9 protein-coding genes are annotated in these 13,116 nt (G+C 67.8%); 3 read left to right on the top strand and 6 right to left on the bottom strand.

What is annotated here, in order from left to right; all coding sequences use genetic code 11:
* Positions 1-3 precede the first annotated feature (3 nt).
* From rsmG to FB459_RS01890, 3 genes are all read left to right on the top strand, one after another.
* Positions 4-741, top strand: coding sequence for a 16S rRNA (guanine(527)-N(7))-methyltransferase RsmG (gene rsmG / locus FB459_RS01900; RefSeq protein ID WP_246092275.1), 738 nt, complete (start codon positions 4-6; stop codon positions 739-741).
* A gap of 1 nt (position 742) precedes the next feature.
* Positions 743-1,897: a ParA family protein gene (locus FB459_RS01895; protein ID WP_141927270.1), complete on the top strand. Its 1,155-nt coding sequence runs from the start codon at positions 743-745 to the stop codon at positions 1,895-1,897.
* Positions 1,898-2,158: 261 nt separating this feature from the next.
* Positions 2,159-3,172 (top strand): ParB/RepB/Spo0J family partition protein, encoded by a 1,014-nt coding sequence (locus FB459_RS01890; protein ID WP_141927269.1) that lies wholly within the window; start codon positions 2,159-2,161, stop codon positions 3,170-3,172.
* Positions 3,173-3,258: 86 nt separating this feature from the next.
* On the opposite strand, the gene trxA is transcribed toward FB459_RS01890, so the two are convergent.
* The 6 genes from trxA to FB459_RS01860 all read right to left on the bottom strand — a co-directional run bounded on the left by trxA (position 3,259) and on the right by FB459_RS01860 (position 13,090).
* On the bottom strand, positions 3,259-3,582 hold the full coding sequence (gene trxA / locus FB459_RS01885; RefSeq protein WP_129626355.1) for a thioredoxin: 324 nt from the start codon (positions 3,580-3,582) through the stop codon (positions 3,259-3,261).
* Positions 3,583-3,642: 60 nt separating this feature from the next.
* Positions 3,643-4,587 (bottom strand): thioredoxin-disulfide reductase, encoded by a 945-nt coding sequence (gene trxB, locus FB459_RS01880; RefSeq protein WP_141927268.1) that lies wholly within the window; start codon positions 4,585-4,587, stop codon positions 3,643-3,645.
* A 105-nt stretch (positions 4,588-4,692) separates the two neighbouring features.
* The gene (locus FB459_RS01875; RefSeq protein WP_141927267.1) at positions 4,693-5,832 is read right to left on the bottom strand and encodes a hypothetical protein; all 1,140 of its coding nucleotides are present in this window, start codon (positions 5,830-5,832) and stop codon (positions 4,693-4,695) included.
* Between the two features lie 394 nt (positions 5,833-6,226).
* Positions 6,227-6,787 (bottom strand): RNA polymerase sigma factor SigM, encoded by a 561-nt coding sequence (gene sigM, locus FB459_RS01870; RefSeq protein WP_129626349.1) that lies wholly within the window; start codon positions 6,785-6,787, stop codon positions 6,227-6,229.
* Positions 6,784-10,584, bottom strand: coding sequence for a murein biosynthesis integral membrane protein MurJ (gene murJ, locus FB459_RS01865; RefSeq protein ID WP_141927266.1), 3,801 nt, complete (start codon positions 10,582-10,584; stop codon positions 6,784-6,786). The genes sigM and murJ overlap by 4 nt, the downstream gene beginning before the upstream one ends.
* The gene (locus tag FB459_RS01860; protein WP_281279581.1) at positions 10,574-13,090 is read right to left on the bottom strand and encodes a DUF6049 family protein; all 2,517 of its coding nucleotides are present in this window, start codon (positions 13,088-13,090) and stop codon (positions 10,574-10,576) included. The genes murJ and FB459_RS01860 overlap by 11 nt, the downstream gene beginning before the upstream one ends.
* Between the last annotated feature and the right edge of the window lie 26 nt (positions 13,091-13,116).

Here is a 13,116-nt window from a genome sequence, read left to right as displayed (position 1 = left end):
CACGTGAAACCCGATCGCGAGGTTGAACCCCTCCCCGAGGCGCCGGCCACTGCGGCTGCGTACCTCGGCGATCGTTTCGCGCTCATGCAGCGGTTCGCCGAGCATCTGGCTGACACCGGCGTATCGCACGGACTGATCGGTCCACGCGAGGTACCGCGTCTGTGGGAGCGGCACGTACTCAATTGTGTGGGCGTGCAGGAACTCATCGAGCCCGACGCTCACGTGGCCGACGTCGGCTCGGGTGCCGGGTTGCCGGGGTTGGTCATCGCGATCGCGCGACCGGATCTGCAGGTGACGCTCGTCGAACCGATGCTGCGCCGCGTGAACTGGCTGGACGCTGTGCGCTCTGATCTGCGCCTGGACAATGTCACCATCGTCCGGTCGCGAGCCGAGCAGTGCACCGACCTGGAAGTCGACGTCGTGACCTCCCGTGCTGTCGCCCGACTGGAGACCTTGTCCCAGTGGTCCCTCCCGCTGCTGCGCTCAGGTGGTCGGATGCTCGCACTCAAAGGCAGCTCAGCCCAGGAGGAGGTCGACGAGGCACGCTCACAGATCGAGTCCATGGGAGGCTCGGATGTCGAGGTGCTGACCTGCGGGTCTGCGGTGGTCGACCCACCGACCTCGATCGTCAGTGTTCGAGTACAACACCGCTTGGAGCGACGGACGGCCCCATTCAGGCAGTCCCGAGCGGGCAAGCAGTCGGCCAAGCGAGGTCCCAACCGACAGAACAAGCGGAAGTGAGATGACGGTGCAGAGGCAGACCCCGACCGGATGGCAGGGATCGACTGCTCCCGCTTCACCGACGCCGATCGGGTGGCAGGCGCCCGTCGTCACCGACGACGTCCACCACGTTCCTTCCGCTGCGCCGACGCACGACGTTCCACGTGAAACGCCGGTGGCGGACGAGCGGGCCTCCGAGGATCCGTCCGAATCGGTCGAGCCGACCCGCGGGCCCCTCTCATCGGACGACTCCACGTCCGCCCCCCAGGTGCCTGAGACTCCGGTGACGGACGAGGCCGCCGACTCCCCCATCCTCGCCGCGATGGCCGACCAGTCGGTCAGGCGGCAGAAGGTCCTGGCAACAGACGTCCCCCGTCCCGCATCGACCCGGATCATGACGGTCGCGAACCAGAAGGGTGGCGTCGGCAAGACGACTACCACGGTCAACATCGCCGCCGGCCTCGCGCAGAAGGGTCTGCTGGTACTGGTCATCGACATCGACCCGCAGGGCAACGCCTCCACCGCACTCGGTATCGATCACCACGCTGAGGTGCCGAGCATCTACGACGTGGTCGTCGAGGGCGACGATTTGGCATCCGTGATCCAGCCGTGCCCCGATGTCGCGAACCTGTGGTGTGCACCGGCGACGATCGATCTCGCCGGCGCGGAGATCGAACTCGTCTCCTTGGTCGCGCGGGAGAGCAGACTCAAGACGGCCATCGCTCGTCACCTGGAGTCGATGTCCGACGAGCAGCGATTCGACTACGTGCTCATCGACTGTCCTCCCAGTTTGGGTCTGCTGACGGTGAACGCGTTCGTGGCGGCGACCGAGGTGTTCATTCCGATCCAGTGCGAGTACTACGCGCTGGAGGGTCTGTCGCAGCTGCTCAACAACATCGAGCTGATTCGTAAACACCTCAATCCGGCGCTGACGGTCAGCACGATCCTGATGACGATGTACGACGCACGGACCCGACTGTCCGCCCAGGTGGCGGCCGAGGTGCGCGAGCACTTCCCGGAGCAGGTGCTCAAGACGCGCATCCCCCGCTCGGTCCGTATCTCCGAGGCCCCCAGCTTCGGACAGACGGTCATCACCTACGACCCCGCTTCGACCGGCGCCCTGTCCTACCTCGAGGCGGCGACCGAACTCGCTCAGGCCGGAGTCGCACCCGCCTGACCAACCGCTGGTTGGTCGCACGTGAAACAGGACTGTTCTGTAGCGCCGACAACTGAGAATCTGACACTCAGCTGATCCTTCCAACAAACATGGCAAGAGCTTTCACAGATAGGCGTGTACCCAGCAAGGACGCGCCGGTGTCCGGCGCAATCGTGCGGCGAAAGTCCTGCGTTCCTGTCGCAGCGCCATTGCTCGTGGTCCCGTTTCACGTGGAACGGGCCGGAGGAGCGCCGTCGACGAGGCCGCGTAAACTTGTTCCTCATGAGTGACAAGCGGCAGCGCGGACTAGGTCGAGGGCTCGGAGCCCTCATCCCCACCAGCGACGGAAGTCCGGCGCCGTCTCGGCCGAGTGACGTGTTCTACGGCTCTGGTTTCACGGGAAACCATGCGTCGAACCACTCGTCCGAAGAACGAACCGCCGAGAAACCGGCTCCTGAAGAACGATCGGATGGCCTCCAGCAGGTGCCCGGCGCCAGTTTTGCCGAGGTACCCGTCGCGGCGGTTCGTCCCAACCCGCGCCAGCCGCGTGAGGTGTTCGACGAGGACGACCTGGCCGAACTGACCCACAGCATCCGTGAGATCGGTGTGCTCCAGCCGATCGTGGTGCGTCCGCTCGCCGAACCCGAGGGTTCGATCACCCATGAACTGATCATGGGTGAGCGCCGACTGCGTGCTTCGAAGGCAGCCGGTAAGGAGACGGTGCCGGCGATCATTCGCAGCACCGGCGACGACGATCTGCTGCGCGACGCGCTGTTGGAGAACTTGCACCGCAGCCAACTCAATCCGTTGGAAGAGGCGGCCGCGTACCAGCAGTTGTTGGACGACTTCTCCTGCACCCACGACGAGCTCGCCAGTCGAATCGGCCGTTCCCGTCCGCAGATCTCGAACACCATCCGGTTGTTGAAGCTGCCCCCGCTCGTCGCCCGACGGGTCGCGGCCGGTGTGCTCTCCGCCGGGCACGCCCGGGCACTGCTCGCGCTGCCGGATGCCGCGGCCATGGAGCGTCTGGCCCAGCGCATCGTCGCCGAAGGCCTGTCTGTGCGTAGCACCGAGGAGATCGTGTCGCTCGGTGGTCAGCAGGAGAAGGCCAAGCGTGCATCGTCGACGCGTCAGGATGTGCCGGAGTATGACGACATCGCTTCGGGACTTGCGGACAAGCTGGACACGCGGGTGACCATCACTTCGGGCCGCTCCCGGGGCAAGCTCACCGTCGAGTTCGCCGGAGCGGACGACCTGCACCGCATCCTGGACACACTGGGCGTCAAGACCGACTGAGCGTCCGACCAGTTCTTCCCAAGAAACGCCGAAGGCCGCTGTCCCCCAGTGGGATTCAGCGGCCTTCAGTGTTCGGTTGGTCGAGTTCAGCCGAGGTAGTCGCCGAGTTCCTTGACGAGCTTCGGCTTCGGCAGCGCGCCGACGAGGGTCTTCACGACCTCGCCGTTGACGTACACGTTCATCGTCGGGATGCCGGTGATGCCGTACTTCGCCGACACCTTCGGGTTCTCGTCGGTGTTCAGCTTCACGATCTGGATACCGTCGTGGTCCTTGGCGATCTCCTCCAGAATCGGGGCGACCTGGCGGCACGGGCCGCACCACGGCGCCCAGAAGTCGACGAGAACCGGCTTGTCGTTCTTCAGCACGTCCGCGTCGAAGGTCGCGTCCGAGGTCTGCTTGATAGCACCCATGGGTGAATCTCCAATCAGTTGGTCAGTGAAAACAGTTGTGGATGAATGGAATTGGGAAGATCAGTGGCCGACTGTGTCGGCGAGGTAACGCTCTGCGTCCAGCGAGGCGGCACAGCCGGAACCGGCGGCGGTGATCGCCTGACGATAGGTGTGGTCGACCAGGTCGCCGCACGCGAAGACGCCGGGGATGTTCGTATGGGTGGAACGGCCCTGCACCAACACGTAGCCCTCGCCGTCGGTTTCGACCTGTCCGACGACGAGCTCGCTGCGCGGGATGTGCCCGATGGCGACGAACAGGCCGCTCACCTCGAGTTCACTGGTGTCGCCGGTGACGGTGTCGCGCAGGGTGAGCTTCTCGACCTTGGAGTCGCCGGTGATGCCGACAACCTCGCTGTTCCACGCGAACCGGATCTTGTCGTTGGACAGGGCTCGCTCGGCCATGATCTTGGACGCGCGCAGTTCGTCGCGACGGTGGATCATCGTCACCGACTTGCCGAAGCGGGTCAGGAAGGTCGCTTCCTCGACTGCGGAGTCGCCACCGCCGACCACTGCGATGTCCTTGTCACGGAAGAACGCACCGTCGCAGGTGGCGCACCAGGAGACACCGTGACCGGACAGGCGCTTCTCGTCCTCGAGCCCGAGCTCTCGGTAGGCCGACCCCATTGCGAGGATCACCGCGTGTGCCTTGTGGACGTTGCCCTCACCGTCGGTGACGGTCTTGATGTCACCGGTGAGTTCCATGGCGGTGACATCGTCACGCACAAGCTCGGCGCCGAAGCGCTCGGCCTGCGCGCGCATCTGTTCCATCAGGTCGGGGCCCATGATCCCGTCGCGGAATCCCGGGAAGTTCTCGACCTCTGTGGTGTTCATCAGGGCGCCGCCGGCAGTCACCGAACCTTCGAAGACGAGGGGTTCGAGGTTGGCGCGGGCGGCGTAGACCGCGGCGGTGTAACCGGCGGGCCCTGATCCGACGATGATGAGGTTGCGCACCAGGTCGTTGCTCACGGAAGAAATGCCCCTGTCGGATCGGCTGAAGACGGCGATGTGCTCAACCGATGGTAGGCGGGAATCATTCCCCCACCTATCACCGGGTGAGCACCCGCGAGCAGGTCAGACCTGGGTGGGACCGGCGACCGGCGCCTGGTTGGAATCGCAGTTGCGGTTGAGCACCCAACCGGTCGACTTTCCGTCCTTGGTGACGACGACGACCAGGGCCGGCTTGCTCTCGTACCGGGCGATGTCGATGGTGATGCGAGAGGACTCGTCCAGCACTCCCTTGCCGATGGCGGACGCGCAGCTGAGCGCGCCGTCCTTGGTCGCCACCGACCCCAGCTTGTTCGCGTCCGCGGGCGCCAGGCCGGGCCCGACGTCCGCCTTGGCGAGCGCGGCCGCGTCGGTCCGGAACGACGCCGCGGTGTAGTTCTTGTCCGAACTGGTGACGTGCACCTTGTCGGCGACGTTGGTGCCGTCGACCGACTTGGTGGGCACAGCCTGGGTGGGCGGAGCGTCGTTGTCCATCGACTGGAAGGCACCGAAGGCGATCACACCCGCGATAGCGGCCGCAGCCGCGCCACCGACCAGCCGCAGCATGCCGGTGCGTCGAGTCGCCGGCGGTGTGGACGCCGCCCGGGAACCACCGGTACGGCTGCGCAGCGGGGTCACGTTGTCCGGGCGCTCGTCGCGTCGGCCGGCTTCATGGGCCAGCGCAGCCTCGACGCGGTCGGCGACCGAACTGGGCATGGGCCCGGGGTCGGGCAACTCGCGCAGCAGATCGCGCATTCCGGTCGGGTCGGCGTCGTGCGCAGTCGCGCGCTCGTCGGCCAGTGCGAACTCGATGCGCTTGGACACCGCATTCGGCATCGGACCCGGGTCGGGCAGTTCACGCAGCAGGTCGCGGATTCCACTGGGATCGGCGTTCTCGTCCGTGCTGTCGGTCGACCGGTGGCCCGATCGCTGCGCGGCGAACGCGGCGAGGATGCTGTCGGTGACGCCTGCGGGCATGGGGCCGGGGTCGGGCAACTCGCGCAGCAGTTCACGGACGCGCTCGTCATCGGACGGTGCGCCGTAGTGGTCGATGTCGACGCCATGCAACTCGCCATCGGCAGGAGTGCGCTCCTGGGCGAGCGCGTCACGAATACGGTCGGACACGTCGGCGGGCATCGGGCCGGGAGCAGGCAGGCCGCGCAGCAGTTCGCGGACGCCGTGCGGGTCGTCCTCGAACGCAGCGTCAAGCCCCTGAGGTGGCTTCATGCTCACGTCGTTCCTTCCGTGATGTCCGTCGTCCCGGCGCGTTCACCGGTCCGAGTGACTGCAGCACAAGGGTGTGCTCCAGGCCTGTCAGGTGGTCCGACGTTCCCAGGTTCCGGTTCGGTTCCGTGCGGGTTCAACTTTTTTGTCGTCCGATGTCGTTGGCCCGCGACGATCCGCCCGGGGCCGTCAACTCCGATGCGTCAAGCCGGCAATGGTTCCCGTAATGCCGATCACCAAGTCTTCACGATCGCCTTCTTCGACGTTTCCTACCTGCCCGAGGTGCGCGATGTGACGGTCGGGGCAATGCCGGACCTGGTCACCTTCACCCGTCCGGCGACCGCGTGCTGGTGGCCCACGAAGGCGAGCCGTAGGGCTACTGCGCAGGTCAGACCGGTCAGCGGACGTAACCCTCGCCGTGCTTGTCGACCAGCAGTTCGGCCAGTGCGGCACGTCCGCGCGCACAGCGTGACTTGATCGTGCCCTCGGCGACCTCGAGCACCTCGGCCGCCTCGGCGACCGACATGCCCTGCATGTCGACGAGCGTGAGCGCCAGCCGTTGCGCCTCCGGGATCTTGCCCAGAGCTTCCTGGACGTCCAGTCGGACGACCGTGCTGGAGTGCTCGTCGCGGCGGTCGGCGAGCTCGTACTCCGGCAGTTCGGAGGTCGGCTTCACCCGGCGCAACCGGTCGAGGCAGGCATTGACGATGATCCGGTGCAGCCAGGTGGTCACCTGCGCGTCGCCACGGAAGGAGTCGGCCCGCCGGAAGGCGGAGATGAAGCCGTCCTGGACGGCGTCCGCCGCCAGTTCCGGGTCGCGGCAGGTGCGTACGGCGACAGCCCACATGCGGTCCTTGTGCCGCTTGAACAGCTCGCCGAAGGCGTCTGCGTCACCGGCACAGTGGGCCGCGAGCAGGTCACGGTCCGTCCGCTGCGCCAGATCCTCCAGGTGCGTCACGAAAGAACCTCCACCTCTGCGATGCGCTCCCGGAAACCACCAAGGTTGCCGGCGGCCAGTTTGGTCACCCAAAGGATGACGTACCGGCCGGTCACCGGGGTCTTTCCCGTGACCGTGTATTCGCCGACCTTGTCCGTCATCTCACCGAACGGCTGCAGCCCTTCGACGGAATCCTTCCGGTCGGTCACGAAGACCTGGATGGTCGACGGGTTGTTGACGGTGTGGATCTTCACCGATCCGACCCGTGTCGGCTTGCCCAGGTCGAGCAGCAGTCCGGCGCCCTTCTTGCGCCCGCCCTGGTAGTCGGCGCGGCCGTAGACCTGGGACATCCACACCGTGTCGACGTTGCCGTCGAGGACGTTCCTTGCCAGTTCGTTGCGCTCGTCACCATCGCCCTGCGGGTCGAAGCTGGTGACCGACTGAACGGGAAGCTTCTGACCACGGGGAGTCGACGGAGTCGAGGGTGACCCAGCGCCGGACGTGCCGGATCCGGACGGCGCGGACGTGGTGACGCCGGGACGCTGTGAGGCACTGTCGGCGTCGTCCCCACCACCGGTGAACAGGCCCCTGATACCGATGATGCCGAGCACCAGCGCAGCCACCAGGAACGCCGCGACGATCGCCAGAGCCAGCTTGCTGGTGTCGTGGTCGGGGTCGTCGTGGCCGGTGTTGAGCATCGGCAGCGGCGGGTCGAGTTCACTGAACGACGGGTCGTAGTCGTCGTCCTCACGGCGCCGGTCGGCCATCGCCGTTGCGTCGAACGTGTGGGTCGCGTCCGGGTCGGTCGGCGCGGGGGTGAAGTGCGCGGTGTCGTCGCTGCTGTCGTCGATGCCGTTGTGGTCGGAGCCACCTGCCACCGAGGACGTGCGACCCGTGGCGGCGCTCGCACCCAGCGCAACCGCACCGGCGGCACCGGCGGCGCCCGTCGTGCCGGCACCGGCCTTGGACAGTTCGTCGGTGTTGTCGGGCCTTGCCGCGACGCTTTTTTCCTGGGGTTCGTCGCGCACGATCTCCGACGACCACGGCGCCAGTTGTGCGGCGAGTTCGCCCGGCGTCCGCGGACCCGCGTCGTCGCCGAGCACCGCGAGGCACAGGGAATTCATGTCCTTGGGGACGTTGCGGCGTAGCGAGGTCGCCGGCGCGACGTCGCCGTCGGAGTTTCGGGCCGCCGACGGCACTCCGCGAACCTCGTCCTCGCCCGGCCACTTACCCGTCAGGGCCGCGTACAACACCTGGACGAGCCCGACGGTGTCCTGGCGGGACGCGTCGGCCGACGGCACGTCATCCGCACCGGCGAGCGCGGACTCGGTGGCGGTACCGAGCACGTAGACCGAACCGTCGCGTCCGCGGACGATCTCGTGCGGTGTGAGCGCGAGGTGGTGCAGACCGCGACCGGCGGCAACGTGCAGACCGGTCGCTGCCTCGCCGACCATGCGGCGTGCCTCCTCCGCCGGCAGCGGCTCGAACTGGAGCATCGACGCGATCGATTCCGAACCACCGAGCGCTTCGGACACGACGTAGGAGATGTCGTCCTGGGTGCCGACGTCGAGAACTCGCGGCAGGTGGCGGTCCTCCACGGCGGCTGCGCGGCGCGCGGAGTCGAGTGCTGCGGCAGCGTGTTCGCCGTTCGCGTCGAACACGGTGACCGTGACGTCGCGACTCAGCGTCTGGTCCGTCGCGGTCCAGACCTGCTTCAGATCGGTGGACGCGATGGCCTGACGCACGAGGTAACGGCCGGCCAGTTCCTGGCCGGACTCGATGCCCTGCACGTGTTCTCCCTCATTCGTGGACCGGTTGGTCGCAGCCGTCTCGTGAGCACCTGTCGGCGTCTGCCCTGCCGCAGCCTGGCCCATCCTAAGGTTCGTCGGCGCGTCCGCCGCGGACCGTGGGTTCTCCGGAGAGCCGTTCCGGGTGTGGCTCGGAGTGTGATCGTCGGAGTTCGGCCGGTCGACGCGGGCAGTCACCCGCGGCAACGGCATCCGCAGGTCGAGCGGACGGGCCGAACCCGAGTAGTCCTGGCCGCCCACGGGGACGGTCTGCGTCGAGTCGGCGTCGGGGGCGAAGTAGCGCCGTTCCGGTGGAATGGCCGCCGCAGCGACCGTTTCACCGGTCGCAGCCTCGTCCAGCATCTGTTCTGTCTGTTCGTTCTGCTCGGGCGTACCGGACTGCGGTTCGGCCGGTGTGGCGGCGGGTCGTGCGCGGCCGGGGATTCGTGACAGCACCGGGTCGAGCAGCTGGTTGATCTCGCTCACCCCGAACCGGCGGCCGAGGGTCATGTAGACCAGCAGGAACAGCCCGCCGCCGACCAGGACGGTGACCATGTTGCCGGTGCGTCCGTCGCCCAGCACCGACTCGATACCGAAACGGGCGATCGCGGCCACCGACGCCGCCACGAGCGCGGCGACCGTCAGACGCAGGTAGGTGCGTACGGCCCCGGTGATCGGGATGTGTCCGATGCGGCGCTGCAGCAGGAACCAGCCCATCACCGCCTGCACCAGGTAGCTGACCGATTGCGCGAACGCGACGCCCGGGCCCATCCAGGCGTTCGGCAGCAGGAGCGCGAACATGGTCAGCACCACGGCCACCGCGGTGCAGCCGAGCTGCATCCAGAACGGCGTCTTCGCGTCCTCGTAGGCGTAGAACACGCGCTGCACCAGCACGCACACGGTGAACGGCACCAGACCCAGCATCATCGCGATGGTCATGGTGCCGATCGCGGCGCCGTCGACCGGACCCCAGACAGCCTCGGTGAGCGGACGCACCAACACCAGCGAGCCGACGGTGACCGCGATGCTGGCCAGCGACGACAGCCGCAGCCCGGTGTCGAGGTCGTCCTTGACCGCCGTCGTGCGTCCTTCGGCGGCCGCGTGGGACAACCGCGTGTACAGCGCGGTGACCAGGCTGATCGTCACGATCGAGTGCGGCAGCATGAACAGCAGGAAGGCCGTCTGCTGGGCCAGGGTTCCGCCGAACCCCTCCGGCACGGCGTTGAGCACGTTCGTGCTGACGATCAGACCGAACTGTTGGACGATGACCGCGGCGAACGCCCAGATCGCGATGGTCGAGGCCGTGCGCAGCCCGACACCGCGGAAGTGGAAGTTGGGTCGGAAGGTGTACCCGGCACGGCGCAGCGGGATGATCAGCACGAGCGCCTGGGCCACGATGCCGAGCGTGGCGCTACCGGCCAGGACCGCGATCATCTTCCAGGTCCACCGCTCGGGGTCGGCGACCTCGTCCGGGTGCGTGCCCAACCAGAACCAGACCAGGCCCGCGATCGCGACGACGTTCGCCAGCACCGGCGACCACATGAACGCACCGAACCGGCCGCGCGCGTTGAGGTTCTCGCCCAGCAGCGTGTAGATCCCGTAGAACATGATCTGCGGAATGCAGATGTAGGCGAACGCGATACCGAGCGTCGTCGGTGTGGCGCCCGAGAAGTCCATGACGAAGTACGCCAGCGGGGCTGAGACCGTGAAGACGATCGTCACCACGAGCAGGATCGACATCGCCAGCGTGAGCAGCTTGTCGGTGTAACCCTGGCCGCCGTCGTCGTGCTTGAGCGCCCGCGCCATCTGCGGCACGAGCACGGCGTTGAGCACCCCGCCCGCGAGCAGGATGTAGATCATGTTCGGCAGCGTGTTCGCGGTCGCGAAGGCGTTACCGACCGGCGTGGTCGCGCCGAGGACGCCGGCCAGGAGGATCGTGCGGACCAGACCCAGAACTCTGGAGACCATCGTCCCCGCGGCCATCACCGCGCTCGAACGCAGAACGGACGGTCTGGATGCCTCAGCGCTCATCGGGTGGTGGTGCCTTCGTGGTCGGGGACTCGTCGTCGGGGTCCAGCTGCCCGATGCGACTCGGCGCGGTCGCGACGATCGCGTCCGGCGGGGTCGCCTTGGTGCTGGTCGGATCGAGCGTGGTGCGTCGCGGGCCCTGGCGCAGGCTGCGCCACAGTCCGAAGATCAGCACCAGCCCGCCCACGATACCCAGCACCCAGTAGATCCAGGTGGACGTCGGGCGCACGTTGATCTCGAGTTGGGTCACCTCGTTCGGGTCGCCTATCGGTGCACCGTCGGCGTTCGTCAGTTGGGCGTCGACCTGGACGCGTCCGGGCGAGATCGCCTCGACCTCGCTGCGGACGGCGATCCGGGAGTTTGCCGGCAGGTCCAGCGGCGCGGGCTGACTGCCGATGCGCAGCAGGTATTTGCGGGGTTGGAGTCGCAGGACGACGTCGTGCACGTCGCGATTGAGATCGTTCACGATCGTGATCGCCAGGCGTCCTGAATCGGCGAAGAAGTTCACCGTCGAGGGGTTGACGCTGACCTTGCCCAAGATCGCTCGCAGCGAATCGGACTGGGTGCGGCTGACGATCTGCAGGGCGCCCGGGTGGCCGCGCCACCGTGTCGAGCCGATGACATCGAGGGCACGGTGACGGGCGTCGACCACATCACCGGAGTCGACCAGGATGGTGCCGAGGGTGTTGACTCGCCGGCGCTGACGCCCCAGGCGGTCGATCAACTCCGGGCTGAGGGCACTCGCAGCCACGGGTGGGTAAGCGGGGCCTCTCGCCGGTGCAGGAAGCAGTGCGGTCGGGCGGGCCTTGGGATCCGTGCCGTTCATGGCACTACCGGCCAGGTCGAAGATCCATGCCGAACTGCGGATCGCCCCGATCGTCGCCTTGATCGCCGCCGGGGACGTCGTGGCCTGCCTCGGGACGGCGACGGTCAGGCTCCGGTCGCTACCGGGCGCCTGCTGGTAGATCGCGATCGACGACGCAAGGAACTTCGCCGCCCGCAGTCCAGGGTCGCCGCCGGCCGAGCTCACTGTGGCGCTGAGGTCCTCGTGGTACAGCACGACGCCTCCGGTTCCCGCCACCTTCCGGACGCTGCCCGTGACCGGTGCGCTCGGGTCCTCCGCGGCCCGACGCGGCAGCACCACGATCGGGGTCGCCTGTCCGGCCGACGTCCATGCGCCGGCGATCCGGCGCACGTCGCCGGCGCCGACCTCACCCTGGGGCCACACAGCGCGCTGCGTGCTCAGTGCCCGCAGGGCGGGGGGCAGCGGACGACGCAGATCCCGTTGCAGCAGAGCGGGATCGCGCTGGAGCAAGGTCAGCACGTCCGGGTCGTCGTAGCCGCTCCACCAGATCGTCTGGTCCGACGGCAGGCCACGCAGTTTGGTCAGCAGCTCGGCGGTGAGGGTCTCGACGGTGTTGGACGGGATGGGGTCCGCCGGCGGCGGGTCGGTCGGGTCCGAGGTCGGTGTGGACTCGCTCGGATCCGGTTCGCCGCTCGACGTCGTCGCAGAGGCACTCGTGGACGGGCTCGGGTCCGCCGACGCAGCGGGCGGCGAGGTGGGCGGCGAGGTGGGCGACGAGGTGGGCGGCGAGGTGGGCGACGAGGTGGCGGACGGTGTGGTCGACGGGCCGGCGGACGGCGTACTGGAAGCAGTGGCGGAGGGCGTGGGGGATGCGTCATCACGCCGGGCCTGGTCGGATCCCACCGAGGTGTCGGTGGACGTGGCCGGGTCGTCGATGGTGCCGGCCGGGACGTTGTCGTCGGCTGCGGCCGGTGGGTCGAGCAGGATCGGGTCGATGAGCCAGGTGACCGGTTGGTCGGCCAGCCCGGTGATCAGCTGATCGATCCTGGAGCCCGGCCCGATCGCGCGGGCCCAGGCCTGGTCACGATCCGGTCCGCTCGGGCCGAACAGCGCGGGATCGGCGGGCAGGGTCAGCGGGATCACCCAGCCGATGTTCAGCGGGGAATCGACTGCGCCGCGCTGCATCTGCAGGGTGGTGCGGGCGAAGGAACGGGTGGACGCGGAGGTGACCGTGCGGCCCTCGGTCAGCCGTAGGGTCATCGGCAGTGCTGCCAACTGGTACTTCCACGGGATGCGTGCCGCCGCAATCTTCACCCGGAACTGACGGACGGCGCCCGGTGCGATCGCGCCCACCGACACGCTGGCCACCGTCTCGGGTTTTGCCTCGGAGCGTCCGGCCTCCCATGTCGAGACGGCCCCTGGTGTGTCGAGCAGCGCTCCGGACAGAGCCACGTGCACGGTGCCGTCGTCGATCGCGGTGTCGGAGTCGTTGCTGATCGACCCGACGACGTCGACACCGTCGTCCCCGGTGACGATCGGCACGGCGGTCGGATCGAGTCCGATGCGGATGTCGGTCTGGGCCGCCGCCGTCGCAGGTTTCGTGGCCGCGAGCGTCGGCGGGACGGACAGCACGCCGAGCACCACAAGACACATGACGAGCAGGGACAACGTCCGTGCCCGTCGCGGGAACGAGGAGGGGTGCACGGTCTCCGATCGCGGGTCGATCAGCC

Origin of the sequence: Yimella lutea, assembly GCF_006715095.1 — a bacterium.
Lineage (GTDB): Bacteria > Actinomycetota > Actinomycetes > Actinomycetales > Dermatophilaceae > Yimella > Yimella lutea.
The sequence above is the reverse complement of the archived record's forward strand: the minus strand, read 5'-3'. Positions and strand labels throughout refer to the sequence as shown.

Bases quoted from the DNA above. Each gene is read 5' to 3' on its own strand.
- FB459_RS01875 (WP_141927267.1), bottom strand. From the start codon at position 5,832: ATGAAGCCACCTCAGGGGCTTGACGCTGCGTTCGAGGACGACCCGCAC.
- trxA (WP_129626355.1), bottom strand. From the start codon at position 3,582: ATGGGTGCTATCAAGCAGACCTCGGACGCGACCTTCGACGCGGACGTG.
- FB459_RS01895 (WP_141927270.1), top strand. From the start codon at position 743: ATGACGGTGCAGAGGCAGACCCCGACCGGATGGCAGGGATCGACTGCT.
- FB459_RS01890 (WP_141927269.1), top strand. From the start codon at position 2,159: ATGAGTGACAAGCGGCAGCGCGGACTAGGTCGAGGGCTCGGAGCCCTC.
- murJ (WP_141927266.1), bottom strand. From the start codon at position 10,584: ATGAGCGCTGAGGCATCCAGACCGTCCGTTCTGCGTTCGAGCGCGGTG.